Here is a 19,278-nt window from a genome sequence, read left to right as displayed (position 1 = left end):
GCCGAAATGGGGGCAATAACTTCATGATCAACGGGGCCGGGAGGGGGCGGGAGGGGGCGGGAGGGGTGGGGGGTGGGGGTGTTAGGGGAGGAGGGGGTGGCGGGTTACGTTTTCTTCGCGGCCTGGGCCTACGCCTACCACGCTGACGCGGGTGGTGGTCAGCTCCTCGATGCGGGCTATGTAGCGGCGGGCGTTCTCGGGGAGGTCAGCCTCGGTCCTCGCCTTGGTGATGTCTTCCCACCAGCCGTCGTGTTCCTCGTAGATCGGGGTGGCGTGGTGGAAGTCGGTCTGGGTCATCGGCATGTCGTCGACCCGCTTGCCGTTGATCTCGTACCCGACGCAGATCGGCACGGTGGGCAGGCCGGTGAGCACGTCCAGCTTGGTGATCACCAGATCCGTGACCCCGTTGAGGCGGCAGGCGTACCGGGCGACCACCGCGTCGAACCAGCCGCACCGGCGCTCCCGGCCGGTCGTGGTGCCGTACTCCCGGCCGACCTTGCGCAGGTGCTGGCCGTTGTCGTCGAAGAGCTCGGTGGGGAACGGCCCCGAGCCGACCCGGGTCGTGTACGCCTTGCTCACCGCGATCACCTTCGTGATCGCGGTCGGCGGGATGCCGGCGCCCACGCACGCCCCGCCGGCCGTCGGGTTCGACGAGGTGACGAAGGGGTAGGTGCCGTGGTCCATGTCGAGCATGGTGGCCTGGGCACCCTCCAGCAGCACGGTGTCGCCGCGATCCAACGCGTCCCAGAGCAACGACCGGGTCTCCGCGATGTACGGTCGCAGCCGCTCCGCGTACTCGAGGTACTCCTCGATCGTGGCGTCGACGTCGATCGCCTTGCGGTTGTAGACCTTGAACAGCACCTGGTTCTTCTCGCGCAGCGCGAGTTCCAACTTTTTGCGCAGGATGCCCGGGTCGAGCAGGTCCTGCACCCGGATGCCCATCCGGGCGACCTTGTCGCCGTACGCCGGGCCGATGCCCCGGCCGGTGGTGCCGATCCGTGCGCTGCCCAGGTACCGCTCGACCACCCGGTCCAGTGCCCGATGGTGCGGCATGATCAGGTGCGCGTCGCCGGAGATGCGCAGCCGGGCGACGTCCACCCCCCGCTCGGCCAGTCCGTCGATCTCGCTGAGCAGCACCTTCGGGTCGACCACCACACCGTTGCCGATGACGATGACCGCGTTCGGGGAGAGCGCGCCCGATGGCATCAGGTGCAGTGCGTACTTCTGCCCGTCCGGCGTGATCACCGTGTGGCCGGCGTTGTTGCCGCCGGAGTAGCGGACGACGTAGTCGACCCGCTCACCCAGCTGGTCGGTAACCTTGCCCTTGCCCTCGTCGCCCCACTGAGCGCCGATGAGCACGATCGCTGGCATCTTCTCGCCTCCAGAAGGCTCGGGTGCCAGATGGCGACCGGTCAGCGAGCCCGGGGTGTCAGGTTAACAAGTAGTGACGGCACGACCGGCAGGGGTCGCGCCGAGAGGCAGGAGGGCCCTACCCGTGTACGACGTGGTGCTGCTCACCCTGGGCTCGGAGCGGGACGCTCCGGGGGCCGGGTGCGGCAGCGGCGGAGCCTGCTGCGGTGGTGCGGCCGACGCTGCCGAGGGTCGGGAGGAACGCTGCGAGACTCCACGCGTACCCGTGTTGGCCTGCGCGGACGCCCTGACTGCCCGGGGTGCCCGGGTCGACCCGGTGACGGCCCGGTCGGACGCCGAGATCGACGAGGTGCTGGCCCGGCTGGACGGCCCGCCCAGGCCGGACGGCCTCACCTGGCCGGACCCGGATGCCAAGACCCGGCTCGTGGTCGCGGTCGCTGGTGACGCACAGTTGCGCGCCGTGCTACGCCGCATGGTCCGGCGGTACGCGCCACCGCCCAGCCGCCGACCAGCCGACCTGGCCGGCAACCGGACCGTGCCGGACCTGCCGCCGGTCGGCGTACTGCCGCTCGATCCGGCGCGGAGCACGACGCACCGCGACCTCGCCGCGCAGCTCGGGCTGCCGCGTGATCCGGCGGCGGTGGCCGCCGCGGTCCTCGACGGGCCGGTCCGCCGGCTCGACCTGCTGCGCAACGACGGCGGTTCGGTGACGCTTGACGGCGCGCTGCTCGGTGCCGCCGCTGAGGACGGGCGCCCGCTGCACTGGCGGGGCCGGGTCGAGGTGGACGACGCGGTGCTGTCCAACGGCGACGAACCGCTGCTGGCCTGCGCCATCGGCAACGCGGGCGGGTACGCCCGGCTCGACGACGTCGCCCTGCTCGCCGACGCCGACCCGACCGACGGGCTGGTCGAGGTGGCGGTGGCCGTACCGGTGGTCACCCGGTCGAGGCTGGGTCGCCGCCGGGTACGCCTGGAGGTCCGGCGGACCCGTGGTCGAGCCGTGTCGGTCCTGCCCCGCGACGCGGTCCCACTGCCCTACCTGGACGACGGCGTGGAGGCGGAATTGACCCGCAAGCGGTCCTGGTGGACCGAGCCGGGTGCCTGGGCGGTCTGGACGAGCTGAATCGAGCGCCCAGGCGGTCTGGACAACCTGAGCCGAGTCCGCCACCGAAGGCCGGGATCGGCCGGTGGGCCTATCCTCGGCAGGCAGGGGGAATGGGGAGGAACCGTGGTGGACGAAAACGCCGACCGGGTGCCCGCGCCCGGTCAGCACGGGGTGCCGGAACGGGACATCGAACCACTCTGGCCACCGGATCAGATCGACAGCTTCGCTGCGCCGGCCTGGGGTGCACCGTCAGCGGCACCGCCTGCCGTCCCACCGACGCCGAACCATCCGGCGACGGGCCAAGCCCCGGCAGCCGGCCAACCCGCGCCGGGCCAGCCGCCAGCAGCCGGCCATCCGACGGTGGGTCAACCGCCAGCAGCCAGCCATCCGGCGGTGGGCCAGGTTGGCTCGGGGATGGGCCACCCGGGTGTGCCGCCCTCTGCCGCCGACTATCCGTCGCTGACCAGCGGCGGGCCGACCAGCACCGGCTGGGAACCGTCGCCGGGCGGGCGCCAGCCGCAGGCCGCCCAGGTCGACCTCAACCAGCCGTTCACCCTCGACCGCCCGACCTCGCTCGCCGCGAGCCGGGACGGCACGCCGGCCGACGCCGGTACGCCCTCCGCCGTTCCCGACGCCGCCCCATCGCCAGCCACGGCGAACGCCGCCCCATCCCCCGCCACGGCGAACGCCGCCCCATCCCCCGCCACGGCGAACGCCGGCCCAGTCCCGGCCACGACCAACGCCGGGCCGTTCTCCGTTGGGCCCGAGGGCGACAACTCGGCGGCGGCGATCGGCGGCCCGGGTGGGACGACGAACGTCCCGACGGCCTCCGGCGCGCAAGCCCTCGAACCGGGCGTCAGCGCCCCGCCGGTGCCCCGCCCGCAGGCAGAGTCACCGTGGGCGCAGCCGCCGCAGCGGTCCGCACCCGAGGTCGCCGCCCCGATCGACCCGCCGAGTCAGGCCGGTGAGGGTTCACGGCCCACCTGGGCCGTCCCGGCCCAGCCGCTTCCGCCGATGTCACAGCCCGTACCCGGTCCGCCCGCAGCTCAGCAGGTCGGGTTGTCGGGACCGGAGCAGGCCGGACTGCCCGGACCCCAGCAGGCCGGCATGCAGCAGCCGGTCAACCCGTCGCCGGCCGCTCCGCTGCACGGCACGGCTCCCGTGCCGCACCAGGAAGGCTTCGCCGGGTCGGCGCCGGTGCCGGTCACGCCACAATCCCCTGGCCCGGCACCGCAGCCCCCGGAGAACGGGCCGCCCGGTCCGTTTCCGCCGCAGCCGGCCTGGAATCCGGCGCCCTGGCAGCAGCAGGGCGCACCGCCGCCGGTGGCTCACCCGCTGCCGCACCGGCCGTACCAGCCGGCCGAAACGGCGTCCCGGATGCCGCCGGCGTACGCGGAGCAGGACTGGAACCCGGAGGTGGGCACCGCACCGACCGCCGAGGACTTCGCCCGGCGGCGGCAGGTACGCCCGATCGACCCGGTCGCGACGATGGGTGTCCGCGCCGTGGTCAACAAGACGGGTCTGGTGAAGCTCCCGCCGGGACGGCACGAGCTGGAACTGAAGCGGGACATCGAGATGGTGCGCCGCAACTTCGGTGGGCTACGGCAGGTGACCGTGGTCAACCCGAAGGGCGGCGCGGGCAAGACCGTCGCCATCCTGCTGCTCGCGATGACCTTCGGTCAGAAGCGCGGCGGGTACGTGTTGGCCTGGGACAACAACGAGACCCAGGGCACCCTCGGCATGCGCGCCCAGCAGGACTTCCACTCCCGTACGGTGCGGGACCTGCTGCGCGATCTGGGCCAGTTCCACGGCGCACACGGGCGGGTCGGCGACCTGTCGCAGTACGTCCGCTCGCAGGGCGAGGGCATGTTCGACGTGCTCGCCTCCGACGAGTCGGCCACCGGCGGCGAGATGCTCACCGCCGCGGCCTTCGGCGAGATCCGCGAGGTGGTCAGCCGCTTCTACAAGCTGATCTTCGTAGACACCGGAAACAACGTCCGGGCGCAGAACTGGCAGGCCGCGATGGACGCCACCGACCAACTCTTGGTCACCATGTCGGCGCGTAACGACTCGGCCGAGACCGCCGCCCGGATGCTCGACCACCTGGAGCAGAGTGGGCGGCAACGGCTGGTCCGGCAGGCGGTCACCGTGGTCTCCATGCCGCCGTCCCGCAAGGAGATCGACCTGCCCGCGATCCAGGAGCACTTCGCCGCGCGGACCCGGGCGGTGCTGCTGGCCCCGTACGAGCGGCTCATCGACACCGGAGAGCCGATCCGCTACGCCCAGCTCTCCTCGGCGACCCGAGACGCCTGGCTGAAGATCGCCGCAGCGGTGGCCGAGGGGTTGTAGAGGTCTGCGCCCCGGCCGCCGGCCCGACACAGTTCGGGCCGGCGGTCGACGGCGTCAATTGGCCGCCAGCGTCACCGGCAGTCAGCGTGGTGCACCGGCAGCGTCAGTTGCTGGCGAGTGCACCGGCAGCGTCAGTTGCTGGCGAGTGCGTCGGCGGCGGCCGGGTCGCAGTCGCGGAGGAACTGGGCGCAGCGGGCCGCCTCGTCCGCCTCACCGATCTCGTCGGCGGCGCGGGAAAGCACGTAGAGGCAGCGCAGGAAGCCCCGGTTCGGCTCGTGCGACCACGGCACCGGGCCATGGCCCTTCCAGCCGGCCCGGCGCAGCTGGTCGAGACCGCGGTGGTAGCCGGTCCGGGCGTACGCGTACGCCGGAACGACCTGGCCCTCGGTGAGCGCCCTGGCGGCCAGCGCCGCCCAGGCCGCGCTGTGCGTGGGGAACCGGGCCGCCACCTCGGCGAACGCCTCGTCCCTGCCGTCCTGCTCGGCCGTCGCCAGGATGGCGTCGGCCTCTTCGTTGGCGGGCAGGAGCGTGGCGGGCGGCTCAGGCAAGAGGTTCTGCATCACCTCATTCAACCCGCTCCGGACCGGGGCGCGCGAGGGGGTCCGGCAACCCCGCTGGCTGAACGGCCGAGAGGTCGCCTCACGCCTGCGGCCCATCCCGCCGCCCGACGGTTTCCACTACAACTGGAGGTCCGGAGCCTCCCCAGGAACCGGATATGCGGGAGCCCGGCCAGGCCGCCGGGCTCCCGTCCGATCTCCGCGCACCTCGGCGGCACCGCACCCACGCCGGAGCAGGCCCGCCGGGCCGCGCCGGTCGGGGTTGAACCGGCCGGGCAGGATGGGTCGATGCCCACTCCACCTCCCGCGGACGTCATCGAGCCGCACACCTGGACCAACGAGATCCAGACCCGGGCCGAGTTCGACCGGCGGCTGGCCACCGGAAGCCTGGTCGGCCTGACCATCCAGGGGCTCCGCCTGGATCTGGTCCCCGTCCCCGACTTCACCGGCGTCGAGGTGGCCGGGACCCTCTTCGTCGGCTGCCGGTTCGCCTCCCGTCAGGTCGGTGCCGACCTGGTCCGGCGGGGCGCCAACGTGGTTCCGCCGTTCTCCGGGCTGCCGTACCCGACCCAACCGCCGCACCTCTACACCCCGGAGGAGTTGGCCGCCGGCTTCGCCGAGGGCGGCTTCGAGGCGATGTACGACACCCGGGTGTACGAGCACTTCCGGGCACACGGCGGGGCGCTGCCCGACGTCCGGGAGGCGCTCGGCCAACGGCTGCACGACCACGGCATGGACAACGCGCTCGCCGACGCCACCCGCGCCTGGCTGACCACCCACGGGCCGCAGTCGGTGGTCGGGGTGATGGGTGGGCACGCGGTGCCCCGGGGCAGTGCGGCGTACCGGATGGCCGCCGTGCTCGGCCGGGAACTGGCCCGGGCCCACCGCCTGGTGGTCACCGGCGGCGGGCCGGGCGTGATGGAGGCAGCCAACCTGGGTGCGTACCTGTCGACCCGGCCGGTCGAGGAACTCACCGCCGCCATCGACCTGCTCGCCACCGTGCCGGACTTCACCGACCACGACCGCTACACGGCCGCCGCGCTGCGGGTCAGGGAGGAGTTCGGTCGGTCGATCATCCCGCCGGTCGACGACACCGAAGCGGTGACCGCCTACCGGGCGGATTCGGCCGCGTTGACCACCGGCGACCTGGACTGGGCGAGCTGCGGCGGGCTGGCCATCCCCACCTGGCTCTACGGCCACGAGCCGGCCAATCTCTTCGCCGGCCGGATCGCCAAGTACTTCTCGAACGCCATCCGGGAGGACACCATCCTGCGGCTGGCCCGGGGTGGGATCGTCTTCGCCCCCGGCCGGGCGGGCACCGTACAGGAGGTGTTCCAGGCGGCCACCAAGACCTACTACGGCACCGACGGCGCCAGCGGCGCGTACGTCTTCCTGGACCGCACGTACTGGACGAAGGTCCTGCCGGTGGAGTCGCTGCTGCGTCCCCTGCTGGCCACCTCGCCCTTCGGTGACCTGTCGGACACCGTGCACCTCACCGACGACGCCCACGAAGCCGTCCACCTGCTGACCCGGTAAGGAAGGGCCCCCTTTTAACGCCTGCGGTAGAGGAAGGGCCCCTTATTAACACCAGGCACGGTTAACACCAGGCACACCGTCAACCACCCGACCGCAGAAACGCCGAGGCGGCCGGCCCCAGCACACGGGACCGGCCGCCTCGGGTTGGTCAGCGCAGGTACGTCACTTGGTCATCGTGGTGCCGGTCGAGCGCAGGTGCTCGCAGGCCTCGGCCACGCGAGCGGCCATCCCGGCCTCCGCCGCCTTGCCCCACACGCGCGGGTCGTACATCTTCTTGTTGCCGACCTCGCCGTCGACCTTGAGCACGCCGTCGTAGTTGCGGAACATGTGGTCGGCGACCGGACGGGAGAAGGTGTACTGGGTGTCGGTGTCGATGTTCATCTTCACCACGCCGTAGTCGAGCGCCTCGCGGATCTCGGACAGCAGCGAGCCGGAACCGCCGTGGAAGACCAGGCTGAGCGGCTTCTCCTTGCCGTACTTGGCGCCGACCGCCTCCTGGATCTGGTTCAGCACCTCGGGGCGCAGCTTGACGTTGCCCGGCTTGTAGACGCCGTGCACGTTGCCGAAGGTCAACGCCGCCATGTAGCGGCCCTTCTCGCCCAGGCCGAGCGCCTCGACCATCGCCAGGCCGTCCTCGACCGTGGTGTAGAGCTTGTCGTTGATGGCGTTCTCGACGCCATCCTCCTCACCACCGACGACGCCCACCTCGATCTCCAGGACAATCTTGCCCTTGGCCGCCTCGGTGAGCAGCTGCTCGGCGATCTCCAGGTTCTCCGCCACCGGCACGGCCGAGCCGTCCCACATGTGCGACTGGAACAGCGGCTCCTGGCCGTTCTTGACCCGCTCCTGGGAGATGGCCATCAGCGGCCGGACGAACTTGTCCAGCTTGTCCTTCGGGCAGTGGTCGGTGTGCAGGGCGATGTTGACCGGGTACTTCTTGGCCACCTCGTGCGCGTACGCGGCGAAGGCCACCGCGCCGGTGACCATGTCCTTCACGGAAGGGCCGGAGAGGTACTCCGCACCACCGGTCGAGACCTGGATGATGCCGTCGCTCTCCGCGTCGGCGAAGCCCTTGAGCGCCGCGTTGAGCGTCTGCGAGGACGTCACGTTGATCGCCGGGTACGCGTACCGGCCGGCCTTGGCGCGGTCCAGCATCTCGGCGTAAGCCTCGGGGGAAGCGATGGGCATGTCGAACGCTCCTTACTTGCCGCTGTCGGCCCTGCGGCCGCTGTTCTCCTTGCGCCGGCCGTACGGCCGCCTGGCTCTACTCGGACGGCCGGCCGTACGGACGCCTGGTCTCCATGGGCGGTCGGCCGTGCGGCCGTCCCGGTCTCCACGGGTGCGCCGGACCGCGCTGTCCTCCGCGGGCAGTATCCCGTAGCTGGACCCGCCGGGCACAACCGGGCTGGTTCACCGCCGGTCCGCGGAATCCGGTACCACCACGCTGATCAGCCAGGTGACCACCGCCATCACGATGGCGCCCCAGAAGGCCGCCCAAAAGCCTTCGATGTGGAACGGAAGGTCGAACAACCGGGCGATCCAGTCGGTCAGCAGGAACAGCAGGGCGTTGACCACCAGGGCGAACAGGCCCAGCGTCAGCAGGTAGAAGACACAGCCCACCACCCTGATGACCGGCTTGAGCACCGCGTTGACCACTCCGAAGATCAACGCGACGATGACCAGGGTGAGTGCGCTGTGGTAGCCGCTCCGGCCGGTCACCTCGACGCCGGGCACGATCAGCGTGGTGATCCAGAGCGCGACGGCGGTCGTCGCCAGCCGGATGAGGAAGCCCACGGCCCCATCCTGGCACCGCGGGCGGCCTGCGGTGGCGCGATTCGGCCGACTCGGCTTCCGGGCGAGACGTACCCTCGTACCCTCACCCCGACCCGCTTCCCAGCGATCTGCGCGCGCAGCCCGTACGGTGGATGGGTATCGTCCACCGACATCCCGGAGGGACCGCATGGCCCAGCCCGAGGAGGACTTCGCTCCCGGCGATCACCTCGACCCCGAGGAACGTGATCTGGAGGCCGAGCCGGCCGACGCGGTCGAGCAGGCCCGGGTGGTCAGCGTCACCGAGGTCGAGGACGAGCCGCACCGCGGCCTGGAGGTCGACGACTGGGACGCGATGGAGCAGGCCCGGGTGGTCGCGGCCGACGAGGACGACTACCGCTGACCAACACCCGCACCTGAGTGTTAATAAGGGGCCCTTCCTCTACATGAGGCGTTAATAGGGGGCCCTTCCTTACACCGTGGGCCCCGGTAGCCTGGGCCGCCGTGGCAGCGGTCACGGCGGACCGGTCGAGCGACTTACGGAGCGGAATTCTTCATGGCATTGGGCGAACGGGTAGGTCACGTGGTGCGCGGTGCGGCCATCGGCGTGGCCGAAGCCGTGCCGGGGATCAGCGGTGGCACCATCGCGTTGGTCACCGGCGTATACGAGCGGGTCATCGCGTCCGCCGGTCACGTGGTGAGCGCCGTGCGGTACGCGGCAGCCGACCTGCCGCGCGGGCGGGGTTGGACGCGCACCGGGCATCAGCTACGGCAGGTGCACTGGGAGGTGGTCATCCCGCTGCTGATCGGCATGCTGCCGGGCCTGCTGATCGCGGCGAAGACCCTGGAGCCGCTCCTGACCGACTATCCGGAACAGACCCGGGGGCTCTTCCTCGGGCTGGTGCTCGCCTCGGTGCTGGTGCCGGTCTCGATGGTCGGCGCACCGTGGCGGCGGGGCGAGATCGTCGCACTGGTGATCGCCGCGGTGGCCGCGTTCTCGCTGACCGGCCTGCCGCAGGCCACCCTCACGCCGCACCCGCTGATCGTGCTGGTGGCGGCGGCCGTGGCGGTCTGCGCCCTGGTGATGCCCGGGGTCTCCGGTTCGTTCCTGCTGCTGACCGTCGGCCTCTACGAGCCGACGATCACCGCGGTGAACGACCGGGACTTCGGCTACCTGGCGGTCTTCGCGACCGGCATGGTGATCGGCCTGGCGCTCTTCGTCAAGCTGCTCCAGTGGCTGCTGGAGGTGCACCGCCGGATGACCCTCGCGGTGATGTCCGGTGCCCTGCTGGGCAGCCTGCGGGCGCTCTGGCCGTGGCAGTCCGACGAGCGGGACCTGCACGCGCCGGGCGACAACATCCTGCCCATCGCCGCGCTGTTCCTGCTCGGCGTCGCCGTGGTCACGGCAATGGTCATCGCCGAGCGTCGCCGGCTGCGCCGGGCCGCCCGGGATCTCACCGAGGAGACGTACGAGACGTCCCACGTCCGCTGATGCCCATCCCGCTGGTGGCTGCCGGTCCGGCAGCCACCAGCGGGTCAAGGCTCAGCGAGCCCGCTTGGTGGCTCGCTTGCGCGGCGGGGTGAGCAGGTCGGCGATCGTGGCGATCGCGCTCGGGACCAGTCGGTAGTAGGCCCAGACACCGCGCTTCTCCCGCTCCAGCAAGCCGGCCTCGGTGAGGATCCGCAGGTGGTGGCTGACCGTCGGCTGAGAGAGGCCAAGCGGCGCGGTCAGGTCACACACGCACGCTTCGCCCTCGGGCGCCGACTGGATCAGGCTGAGCAGCCGCAGCCGGGCGGGGTCGGCAAGGGCCTTGAGGACCCCGGCCAGCCGCTCGGCGTCGGCGCGTTCGATCGGCTCGCCAGCAAGCGGCGAGATCTGAGGCATAGTCATTTCGGCCAACGCAGTTCCCACGTATTCCATCCTTCCACCAGCAGCATCGATCCGCCTGCATATCAGCAGATCCGAATCGGCAGACTTTTACGCCACAAGGCCGAGGTCAGCCAACGTATAGGCCGCCCGGTAGGGCAATCCGGCGGCTCGCACCGCGTCGCCGGCGCCACGATCAACGATAACCGCCACCCCCACGACTTCGGCTCCGGCCTCGCGAAGAGCCTCGACGGCGGTCAACACACTTCCGCCGGTGGTGGAGGTGTCCTCCACCGCCAGCACCCGACGACCGGCCACATCCGGACCTTCGATCCGTCGCTGCAGCCCGTGCGCCTTGCCCGCCTTCCGGACCACGAACGCGTCCAATGGACGCCCGGGGGCGTGCAACATCGACAGGGCGATGGGATCGGCGCCCAGGGTCAGGCCACCCACCGCGTCGTACGACCAGTCGGCGGTCAGCTCCCGCATCACACGACCCACAAACGGTGCCGCCCGGTGATGGAGCGTGACGCGACGCAGATCGACGTACCAGTCGGCCTCCTGACCCGAGGAGAGCACCACCCGGCCATGGACCACAGCCAGGTCAGAGATGAATTTACGCAGGTCGTCGTGGTCCCCCATGGCGATAGAGGGTACTGCGGAAGTCTGTGTGCCGCGTGCGCGGGCCGCCCGGGTCAACTCTTCCGGGGGACCGATGAGTGGCGATGCCCGGTTACGCTACGTCGATCATCACATCGGATCGAGTGATGTCGAGGTCCGCCGCGTGGGGTGTGATGCGCCGTGGCGGGGTCAACCGTGTTCGCGGCCGATCCGGCCCCGGGTGTCGCGCGACACCCGGTCGAGCAACCGGCGCGGGGCGTGTCGCAGGCCCGCCACCGCCAGCTTGTACTTCCAGGATGGAACGCTCACCAGCTTGCCTTTTCGCAGGTCACGCAGGGCTTCGTCGACCACGACCGGCGCGCTGAGCCACATCCATTCCGGAGTTTTCGACATGTCGATGCCGGCCCGCTTGTGAAATTCCGTGCGGGTGTAGCCGGGGCAGAGCGCCATCACGCGTACGCCGAAGGGGCGCGCGGACTGGCCGACCGACTCGCTGAAGTTGGTGACCCACGCCTTGCTGGCCGAGTAGGTCGAGCCCGGCATGACCGCGCCGAAACCGGCAACGGAAGAGACATTAATCACTGCCCCACGGCGCCGCTCGGTCATCGTACGCAGGGCGGCGAGGGTCAACCGCAGCACCGCGTGCACGTTGAGCCGGAGCAGCCGTACCTCGTCCTCGGGTGACGAGCGGAGGAACGGGGTGTTAAGGCTGATGCCGGCGTTGTTGACAAGCAGCTCGACGGGCGGGGCGTCGGCCAACCGCCGCTCGATCCGAGCACAACCGTCGTCGGTGGACAGATCGGAGGCGATCGTCTCGGTCTCGACGCCGTGCCGGCCGGTCAGCTCGGCCGCCTGCGCGGCCAGCCGGTCGGCGTCCCGCGCGACGAGCACCAGGTGCCAACCGTCGGCGGCGAGTCGCCCGGCGAACGCCGCCCCGATGCCCGCGGTCGCTCCGGTGATCAACGCCCAGCGCTGACCGGCCGGCGGATCGGGAGTCACGGGATCGGGCGTCACAGGTCTGCTCACCTCGGCGGGTACGGGGGCGACGGCGCTGCCCCGGGCGGCGGATAGGGCTGGTGCGGGGGTTGCTGACCCAGCGGCGGGTAGCCGGGCGGTGCCAGTGGATGCTGAACCGACGGCGGGTAGCCGGGCGGTGCCGGCGGCTGGTCACCCGACGGCGGGGCCGGATTCCGGCGGAACCAGGCGTTGGCCGACGGCATCGCCAGCAGCGCGGCTACCACAAGGTAACCGAGCACCTGGGCGACCGAAAGGGTCACGGTGAGCGGAATCCACCAGGACGGATGGGCGTCGGCGACCAGGTTGACCAACTCGGTGGCGGCCCGATCGTCGCCGAGATCGAGGGGGGTGGCTCGTTGCACGACCTGGGCCGCGATCCCGCAACAGCCGAGTAGCAGGCCAAGCCCGGCGACCGCCCAGGTGGCCACCCGCGCACCGGGCCGTCGGGCGGCCAGGCCGAGTGCCAGACCGGTGAGGAGAAGGCCGGCGAGCAGGCTCAGCACCGCCGACACCACGACCGAGCCACGCAGCAGGGTCACCATCGCGTCGACCTGACCGGCATCAGCCGAGGTGCCTGCGGCTGCCGTGCGGAACCGGGTCACGGTGCCGCCGACGCTGGTCAGGCCGGCCACCGCGTATCCGAGCGCGCCGAGCGCCATCACCGCCAGCACCGCCACCGCCAGCAGGACCACGGTCGGCCGGCGGGCCGATGCCTGTTCGGGGTACGACACGACGAGTCCCTCCGGTAGGCGTTTCGGATGCAACCTACTCGGAGGGACCGTCGTAATCGCGGTCAACTCACCGGCGGTCAGCCGGGTCGATCGGTCGGCGGGGTCTGCCCGCCGGGCTGTTCCGGGCCGCCAGCCGGCGGGTTCTGCCCGCTCGGCCCGCCGGGCTGCTCACCGAAGGAGGGCTGGCCCGGAGCGGGCGGGTAACCCGGCTCCTGCTGGGCCGCGCCGGGGTAGCCCGGCTCCTGCCCGCTGCCCGGGTAACCCGGGGCCGGGGGATAGCCCGGGGCCGGCGGATGCCCGGGCTGGCCCGGGTAGCTGCCACCGGGCATCGGCGGCTGCCACTGCTGCGTCGGCTTGCGGAAGAACTCGTTGGCCTTCGGCAGCGCGAGCAGGATCAGCGCCGCCAGCAACGCGAGCAGGCTGATCACGCCGAGCAGGCTGTTGACCGGGTTGACCCAGGACGGCAACGCCTCGTCCAACTGACGCTGGACCTCAGCCTGACTTGGCGCGTCGCCGCTGGTATCGCCGGGTGTGGCGAGGCCACCGGCCAGTCCGCCGAGCACCCCGAAGCCGACGCAGCAGAACATGATGCCGCCGACGATCCAGGTGGCGATCCGCGAGCCGTTCTTGCCGCGCAGGTTCATCAGGCCGAGGCCGAACAGCACGAGCGACACCACAAGCATGAAGATGGCGGTGCCGACACCAGCGATCACCACGAAGTCGGCGATGTTCTCCACGCCCTCGGCGGTGGAGCCCCGGTACGCCTCCTCCATCACGTCGCGAACAGTGCCGATGGTGGTCAGCGCAATGATCACACTGATGAGTTGACAGATTGCGAACAGCAACAAAAGGTACGTGGATATCGTCACCACGCTCGGCCGGGTTCGGGCCGGCGTGCTCTGCGGATCGGCCATCTCTCTCCTTCCCTGGAACGCGCTTCACCGTATCGGCACCGGGCCATCTCGGCACGACACGACGCCATCCGGACGGCGCGTCACCGGCCGTCGGGCTGCGCAGGGTCGACCGGACGGCCTCCGACGGGTCAAAATCCCCGGCGCTGGGGGTGCACCGCCACGTCGGCGAGATCCAGCCGCTCACCCCGGGCCGCCGTCCAGCCCGTCTCGCCGTACGCCTCGAAGGTGAGCCGGGCACCGCCCGGTGCCCGGTAGTCGTGGTAGCGCATGGTGCCGCTCGGGGCGAGTCCGGTCGCGCCGCTGGCGGTGTACCGGGCCTGGCCGGATTCGTGCCAGCTGTACCGGCGGCCGGCGAACTCCACGACCGGGGCGCCCGGCGTGCCGACGACGCCCGGCTCGGGATGCCAGAGCACAAGTTCGAACTCGGGGCTCTCCGCCACCGAGAGCCGACGCCGACCACCCGGGTCGTCGAACAGGTGCTCGGCCCAGCGCCACTCGCCCTCTACCAGGCGGATCGAACCGCGTACCGGGTAGACGTCGTCGCCGATCTCGACGATGTCGCCTACCGTGATCCGACGTGGGTCGCCCGCTGGCCCGGTGCGGCGTCGCCTGCTTGCGGTCGCTCCCGGGCGGTTGCGCCGCCGCCGGAGCGCCACGACGACGGCCAGCCCGACCAGGGCCACCACGGCGGCCAGGGCAACCAGGACTCCGAGGGTCACCACCCCGTCCATCCGGTCACCTCCCGAGTGCTGTCGACGGGTCGTCAGACCATGATCTGTGCCCGCCGTACGTCTCGCCAGCCAACCGGCGGTCGTCAGCGTTCGCTGTGCTGCTCACCACCATCCGGCCCACTGCTGGCGGCGGGTGGAGTACCCGGCCCGGACGGTTGGCCCGGCGCGACGGGATAACCGAACCCGGCAGGATGACCGGCCGGAACCGGGTAACCGGGCGGAACCGGATAGCCGGCGAGGTGTGGACTCGGGAGGTCGGGTCCGGGAGTCGGCGGCCGGGGGCCGGTCGGGGCGGGGGCACGGCGGCCGAGGACTCGGCGGCCGCGGTCATGGCACAGACGGTACGGCCGGTCCACAAGCGCCGGCAGCACCGCTCGTACGGAGTCGACCGGCGAATGGATCATGTGCCGGTGAGCCGCTCTGCGGCGTACTCGCCGACGGTGGTGGTGCCGATGATGCAGCCGGTCATGGTCTGCACTTCCGCCGGATCCTCCCGCAGCGCGCTCCACGCCGCCCGACCGGCCGCCGGGTCGCATTGCTCCAGCAGGCTGGCGGCGTACACCCGGCCAGCCGGCGCGCCGGTTGAGAGCAGTTGGTCGAGTTGGTCGCGTACCGCGTCGGGCTGGTCGGCGATGGCCGCCGCGACCTGCTGGTACGCCTCGGTCTCCGGGAGCAGCGACCCCGCGAGCCCCACCCCGCCGAACGCGACCGTCTCGGCCTCGGCGAGTCTCTCGACGGCCGCCGCCAACCCGGAGTCCTTCTTCTTTCCCTTCCCGAACAACATGCCTACCATCGTGGCCCGGACCGCCGGGCCACGCAGCCCGACGCGGTCACGGCTGCTCAGGAGCTGGTCACCGAGAGGCCGTCCTTGCTCTCGGCCAGGTCGACCCGCACCGTGTCGCCGTCGCGGATCTGACCGGCGAGCAGCGCCCTGGCGAGCTGGTCGCCGATCGCGGACTGGACCAGCCGGCGCAATGGCCGGGCACCGTAGATCGGGTCGTACCCGTGCTCGGCGAGCCAGGTACGTGCCACGTCGGTGATGGCCAGGGCCAACCGGCGGTCGGCCAGGCGACGGCGCAGCCGCTCCAGCTGGATGTCCACGATGGCCCGCAGGTCCTCACCCTGAAGGGCGGCGAAGACCACGATGTCGTCGAGCCGGTTGAGGAACTCCGGCTTGAAGTGTGCCCGGACCACCGCGAGGACGGCCTCCCGGCGCTGCTCCTCGGTGAGCGTCAGGTCGCTGATCACCGCCGAGCCGAGGTTCGAGGTGAGGATCAGGATGGCGTTGCGGAAGTCCACCGTGCGACCCTGGCCGTCGGTGAGCCGTCCGTCGTCGAGCACCTGGAGCAGGAGGTCGAAGACGTCCGGGTGGGCCTTCTCCACCTCGTCCAGCAGGATCACCGAGTAGGGGCGGCGGCGCACCGCCTCGGTGAGCTGACCGCCCTCCTCGTACCCGACGTAGCCGGGCGGGGCACCGACCAGGCGGGCCACGGAGTGCTTCTCGCCGTACTCGCTCATGTCGATGCGGACCATCGCCCGCTCGTCGTCGAAGAGGAACTCGGCGAGCGCCTTGGCCAGCTCGGTCTTGCCGACGCCGGTCGGACCGAGGAAGAGGAAGCTGCCGGTCGGGCGGTCCGGGTCGGCCACGCCGGCCCGGGCCCGGCGTACCGCGTCGGAGACCGCGGCGACCGCCTCGGTCTGGCCGACCACGCGCTCGCCCAGCGACTCCTCCATCCGCAGCAGCTTGGCGGTCTCGCCCTCCAGCAGCCGGCCGGCGGGGATGCCGGTCCAGGAGGCGACCACGGCGGCGATGTCGTCCGCGCCGACCTCCTCCTTGAGCATCGCGCCGGCGGACTGGAGCCGGGCCAGTTCCTCCTCGGCCCTGGCCAGGTCGGCCTTGAGGGCGGGGATGCGCCCGTAGCGCAGCTCGGCGGCGCGCTCCAGCTCACCGTCGCGTTCGGCCCGCTCGGCCTCGCCGCCGAGCCGCTCCAGCTCTTCCTTGGCGGTGGAGAGCTTGGTGATGTGGCTCTTCTCCAGTTGCCAGCGCTCGGAGAGCGCGGTGAGCTGCTCGCGCTTGTCGGCCAGCTCCTTGCGCAGCCGTTCCAGGCGCTCGGCGGAGGCGGCGTCCGGCTCCTTGGCCAACGCCATCTCCTCGATTTCGAGCCGGCGCACCGCCCGCTCGATCTCGTCCACCTCGACCGGACGAGAGTCGATCTCCATCCGGAGCCGGGACGCGGACTCGTCGACCAGGTCGATCGCCTTGTCCGGCAGGAACCGGTCGGTGATGTAGCGGTCGGAGAGGGCGGCGGCGGCGACCAGGGCGGCATCGGTGATGCGTACGCCGTGGTGCACCTCGTAGCGCTCCTTGAGCCCGCGCAGGATGCCGATGGTGTCCTCGATCGTCGGCTCGCCCACCAGCACCGGCTGGAAGCGTCGCTCCAGCGCCGGGTCCTTCTCGATGTGCTCGCGGTACTCGTCAAGCGTGGTGGCGCCGACCATCCGCAGCTCGCCCCGGGCCAGCATCGGCTTGAGCATGTTGCCGGCGTCCATCGAGCCCTCGCCCTTGCCGGCACCGACGACGGTGTGCAGTTCGTCGAGGAAGGTGATGACCTGGCCGTCGGAGTTCTTGATCTCCTCCAGGACGGACTTGAGCCGCTCCTCGAACTGGCCCCGGTACTGGGCGCCGGCCACCATCGCGCCGAGGTCGAGCGAGACCAGCTTCTTGTCGCGCAGCGACTCGGGCACGTCACCGGCGACGATCCGCTGGGCGAGGCCCTCGACGATTGCGGTCTTGCCGACGCCCGGTTCGCCGATCAGCACCGGGTTGTTCTTGGTACGCCGGGACAGCACCTGGATCACCCGACGGATCTCGGAGTCCCGGCCGATCACCGGGTCGATCTTGCCGTCCCGGGCGCTGGCGGTCAGGTCCACGCCGTACTTGGCCAGGGCCTGGTAGGTCTGCTCCGGGTCGGCGGTGGTGACCCGACGGTCCCCGCCCCGCACGGTCGGGAAGGCGGCGACCAGGGTCTCCTCGGTCGCACCGGCGGCCTTCAGCGCGGCCGAGACGGCCCCACCGACCCGGGCCAGCCCGGCCAGCAGGTGCTCGGTGGAGGTGTACTCGTCGCCGAGCGGGCGGGCGATCTGCTCAGCAGCGCCGATGGCGTTTACAAACTCGCGGGCCAGGGTCGGCTCGGCGATGCTGGAGCCGCGTGCGGCGGGCAGCGCGTCGACGGCACGCTCGGCGGCCCGGCGCAGCTCGGCGGGGTCGGCCCCGGCGGCGCGCAGCAGGCCGGCAGCGGTCGAGCCCTCGGTGTCCAGCAGCGACAGCAGCAGGTGCCACGGCTCCACGGTGGCGTGCCCACGCTGGTTGGCCAGGGCGACGGCAGCGGTGATGCTCTCGCGACTCTTGGTGGTGAGACGTTCGGTGTTCATGGGCTCCCCTGCTTCGGTGTGTCCACTGGTACCGACAGAACCAGACTTGAGTCTATTCCACTCAACCTTAGCGCTGTGACCTACACCACTCGCTCCCGGTCACTCCGTGTCGATGACGATCTCGACCCAGGTGCGGTCGCCGAAGTGGCCGGTGCCGAGCAGGACGCTCTCCGGCCCGACGGCGAACAGGGTGTCGTCGGCAAGCAACCGCAGGGAATGCTCGCCGGTCAACGGCCAGGGCAGATCGACGTACCTGCCGCCGACCAGCGCGCCCGCGCCCCGCGAGCTGACCACCGCCGCGACTCCGGCGCCGAGCGGCACTACCCGTCCCGCCTCCGGATGCCCCTCGGCGGACACCGGCTCCCAGGAGAGGCCGCCCTGTCGCCACACCGCCGGAAAGCCGGTGCGGTCGGGTCGCTCGCCGACCAGCCACAACTCCCCGCCCGTGGACACCACCCGCAGCACGCCCACCGCGCCGTCGGGCGCCGGCACCGGAGTCTCCTGCCAGCTCCGCCCCTCGTCGCGCGAGATCGCCGCGTACGGCCGGCCGTCCTCGCCCGCCCCGGCCGCCACCAGCGGCCCGCCGAACTCCGTACCGTCCGACGACACAGTGCTTCCGTCACCCTGGAGCACCGTGTTCAGCGTGGGCAGCGGGGGTTGGGTCGACAGCGGACGCAGCGTCCTGCCGGTCCACCGGCCGACCTTCCCGGTGCTCTCGATGATCTGGAACTGCCCCTCGGTGGCCCGCCACTGCGGGGGCGGGGTCTCACCCGGGCTGTGCCGGAAGGTCCGGCCGCCGTCGGTGGAGGTCCACCAGCCGTGCGGCTCGGCCCACAGGGTCAGCATCCCCGGCGCGGTGAACAACTGCTGGTGGTCGGCGACCGGCTTCGGGTGGCGCAGCCGCTGCCAGGAGCGGCCACCGTCGCGGGTGGACCAGAGCAGCGCGCGGCAGTCCGGGCCGGGCGGTTGCCCGTCGCAGGCGGCGAAGAGGGCGTATCCCAGTCGGGCGTCGACGAACTCGACGTGTGGCCGGTCGTACCGTTGCGGGACGGCGAGACGACTGCCGCGGATCTCCGCGGCGGGCTCGGTGGCCGGTGGCCGGCCGGGCGGACCGGGCGGCCGGGACGGCTCGACGCTGGTCGGCGATGGTGCGGGCGGGGTCCGGCGAATGTCCCCGATCGAACAGCCGGAGACGACGATCACCAGGGAAAACGTGATCATGGAACGAGTCCGGCGGGAAAACATCTCGGCCTCCGTCGCGAGAGTAGCCTGAGCCC

At 71.5% G+C, this 19,278-nt stretch carries 18 protein-coding genes; 5 read left to right on the top strand and 13 right to left on the bottom strand.

Features of this window, described 5'->3' with window-relative positions:
* Nucleotides 1-81: 81 nt before the first annotated feature.
* A complete protein-coding gene (locus AC507J_RS05245; protein ID WP_496287895.1) occupies nt 82-1,371 on the bottom strand; it encodes an adenylosuccinate synthase in 1,290 nt (429 codons plus the stop codon).
* A 124-nt stretch (nt 1,372-1,495) separates the two neighbouring features.
* On the opposite strand from AC507J_RS05245, the gene AC507J_RS05240 reads away from it, so the two are divergent.
* Entirely contained in the window at nt 1,496-2,494 is a 999-nt protein-coding gene (locus AC507J_RS05240; protein ID WP_496287894.1) for a diacylglycerol kinase family protein, read from the top strand.
* Between the two features lie 105 nt (nt 2,495-2,599).
* Entirely contained in the window at nt 2,600-4,825 is a 2,226-nt protein-coding gene (locus tag AC507J_RS05235) for a MinD/ParA family ATP-binding protein (RefSeq protein WP_496287893.1), read from the top strand.
* A gap of 131 nt (nt 4,826-4,956) precedes the next feature.
* On the opposite strand, the gene AC507J_RS05230 is transcribed toward AC507J_RS05235, so the two are convergent.
* Nucleotides 4,957-5,385 carry a DUF3151 domain-containing protein gene (locus tag AC507J_RS05230; protein WP_496287892.1) on the bottom strand — a complete coding sequence of 143 codons (429 nt, stop codon included), beginning with the start codon at nt 5,383-5,385 and terminating at the stop codon, nt 4,957-4,959.
* Between the two features lie 285 nt (nt 5,386-5,670).
* Here AC507J_RS05230 and AC507J_RS05225 point away from each other — a divergent pair, with 285 nt between their 5' ends.
* Entirely contained in the window at nt 5,671-6,918 is a 1,248-nt protein-coding gene (locus tag AC507J_RS05225) for an LOG family protein (RefSeq protein ID WP_496287891.1), read from the top strand.
* Nucleotides 6,919-7,080: 162 nt separating this feature from the next.
* Here the strand turns inward: AC507J_RS05225 and fbaA are convergent, their stop codons facing one another.
* Both fbaA and AC507J_RS05215 read right to left on the bottom strand, forming a co-directional pair.
* Nucleotides 7,081-8,106: a class II fructose-bisphosphate aldolase gene (gene fbaA / locus AC507J_RS05220; protein WP_496287890.1), complete on the bottom strand. Its 1,026-nt coding sequence runs from the start codon at nt 8,104-8,106 to the stop codon at nt 7,081-7,083.
* A 222-nt stretch (nt 8,107-8,328) separates the two neighbouring features.
* On the bottom strand, nt 8,329-8,712 hold the full coding sequence (locus AC507J_RS05215; RefSeq protein WP_496287889.1) for a phage holin family protein: 384 nt from the start codon (nt 8,710-8,712) through the stop codon (nt 8,329-8,331).
* Between the two features lie 166 nt (nt 8,713-8,878).
* On the opposite strand from AC507J_RS05215, the gene AC507J_RS05210 reads away from it, so the two are divergent.
* Together AC507J_RS05210 and AC507J_RS05205 are read left to right on the top strand one after the other, a co-directional pair.
* On the top strand, nt 8,879-9,091 hold the full coding sequence (locus AC507J_RS05210) for a hypothetical protein (RefSeq protein WP_496287888.1): 213 nt from the start codon (nt 8,879-8,881) through the stop codon (nt 9,089-9,091).
* A gap of 153 nt (nt 9,092-9,244) precedes the next feature.
* A complete protein-coding gene (locus AC507J_RS05205; RefSeq protein ID WP_496287887.1) occupies nt 9,245-10,180 on the top strand; it encodes a DUF368 domain-containing protein in 936 nt (311 codons plus the stop codon).
* A 51-nt stretch (nt 10,181-10,231) separates the two neighbouring features.
* Here the strand turns inward: AC507J_RS05205 and AC507J_RS05200 are convergent, their stop codons facing one another.
* The 9 genes from AC507J_RS05200 to AC507J_RS05160 form a co-directional block, all read right to left on the bottom strand.
* Nucleotides 10,232-10,609, bottom strand: a complete 378-nt coding sequence (locus AC507J_RS05200) for an ArsR/SmtB family transcription factor (protein ID WP_111244082.1) — start codon at nt 10,607-10,609, stop codon at nt 10,232-10,234.
* 57 nt (nt 10,610-10,666) lie between these two features.
* On the bottom strand, nt 10,667-11,197 hold the full coding sequence (locus AC507J_RS05195; RefSeq protein ID WP_496287886.1) for an orotate phosphoribosyltransferase: 531 nt from the start codon (nt 11,195-11,197) through the stop codon (nt 10,667-10,669).
* A 168-nt stretch (nt 11,198-11,365) separates the two neighbouring features.
* The gene (locus AC507J_RS05190) at nt 11,366-12,175 is read right to left on the bottom strand and encodes an SDR family NAD(P)-dependent oxidoreductase (protein ID WP_496287915.1); all 810 of its coding nucleotides are present in this window, start codon (nt 12,173-12,175) and stop codon (nt 11,366-11,368) included.
* A gap of 23 nt (nt 12,176-12,198) precedes the next feature.
* Complete coding sequence (locus AC507J_RS05185) at nt 12,199-12,924, bottom strand: hypothetical protein (protein ID WP_496287885.1); 726 nt, start codon at nt 12,922-12,924, stop codon at nt 12,199-12,201.
* A gap of 77 nt (nt 12,925-13,001) precedes the next feature.
* On the bottom strand, nt 13,002-13,838 hold the full coding sequence (locus AC507J_RS05180) for a hypothetical protein (RefSeq protein WP_496287884.1): 837 nt from the start codon (nt 13,836-13,838) through the stop codon (nt 13,002-13,004).
* Nucleotides 13,839-13,966: 128 nt separating this feature from the next.
* Nucleotides 13,967-14,569 carry a DUF4178 domain-containing protein gene (locus tag AC507J_RS05175; RefSeq protein WP_496287883.1) on the bottom strand — a complete coding sequence of 201 codons (603 nt, stop codon included), beginning with the start codon at nt 14,567-14,569 and terminating at the stop codon, nt 13,967-13,969.
* Nucleotides 14,570-14,969: 400 nt separating this feature from the next.
* Nucleotides 14,970-15,353, bottom strand: a complete 384-nt coding sequence (locus AC507J_RS05170) for a hypothetical protein (RefSeq protein ID WP_496287882.1) — start codon at nt 15,351-15,353, stop codon at nt 14,970-14,972.
* A gap of 56 nt (nt 15,354-15,409) precedes the next feature.
* Nucleotides 15,410-18,001: an ATP-dependent chaperone ClpB gene (clpB, locus tag AC507J_RS05165; protein ID WP_496287881.1), complete on the bottom strand. Its 2,592-nt coding sequence runs from the start codon at nt 17,999-18,001 to the stop codon at nt 15,410-15,412.
* 99 nt (nt 18,002-18,100) lie between these two features.
* Nucleotides 18,101-19,222, bottom strand: a complete 1,122-nt coding sequence (locus tag AC507J_RS05160) for a beta propeller repeat protein (protein ID WP_496287880.1) — start codon at nt 19,220-19,222, stop codon at nt 18,101-18,103.
* Between the last annotated feature and the right edge of the window lie 56 nt (nt 19,223-19,278).

This window comes from Micromonospora sp. PRAS1 (assembly GCF_059553435.1).
Note: the sequence above shows the minus strand (reverse complement) of the source record. Positions and strands in the feature narration are given on the sequence as shown.

Coding starts and splice junctions, on each gene's coding strand:
- AC507J_RS05225 (WP_496287891.1), top strand. CDS start 5,671: ATGCCCACTCCACCTCCCGCGGACGTCATCGAGCCGCACACCTGGACC.
- AC507J_RS05175 (WP_496287883.1), bottom strand. CDS start 14,569: ATGGACGGGGTGGTGACCCTCGGAGTCCTGGTTGCCCTGGCCGCCGTG.
- AC507J_RS05205 (WP_496287887.1), top strand. CDS start 9,245: ATGGCATTGGGCGAACGGGTAGGTCACGTGGTGCGCGGTGCGGCCATC.
- AC507J_RS05160 (WP_496287880.1), bottom strand. CDS start 19,222: ATGATCACGTTTTCCCTGGTGATCGTCGTCTCCGGCTGTTCGATCGGG.
- AC507J_RS05210 (WP_496287888.1), top strand. CDS start 8,879: ATGGCCCAGCCCGAGGAGGACTTCGCTCCCGGCGATCACCTCGACCCC.
- AC507J_RS05200 (WP_111244082.1), bottom strand. CDS start 10,609: ATGGAATACGTGGGAACTGCGTTGGCCGAAATGACTATGCCTCAGATC.
- AC507J_RS05170 (WP_496287882.1), bottom strand. CDS start 15,353: ATGTTGTTCGGGAAGGGAAAGAAGAAGGACTCCGGGTTGGCGGCGGCC.
- AC507J_RS05230 (WP_496287892.1), bottom strand. CDS start 5,385: ATGCAGAACCTCTTGCCTGAGCCGCCCGCCACGCTCCTGCCCGCCAAC.
- fbaA (WP_496287890.1), bottom strand. CDS start 8,106: ATGCCCATCGCTTCCCCCGAGGCTTACGCCGAGATGCTGGACCGCGCC.
- clpB (WP_496287881.1), bottom strand. CDS start 18,001: ATGAACACCGAACGTCTCACCACCAAGAGTCGCGAGAGCATCACCGCT.
- AC507J_RS05245 (WP_496287895.1), bottom strand. CDS start 1,371: ATGCCAGCGATCGTGCTCATCGGCGCTCAGTGGGGCGACGAGGGCAAG.
- AC507J_RS05195 (WP_496287886.1), bottom strand. CDS start 11,197: ATGGGGGACCACGACGACCTGCGTAAATTCATCTCTGACCTGGCTGTG.
- AC507J_RS05180 (WP_496287884.1), bottom strand. CDS start 13,838: ATGGCCGATCCGCAGAGCACGCCGGCCCGAACCCGGCCGAGCGTGGTG.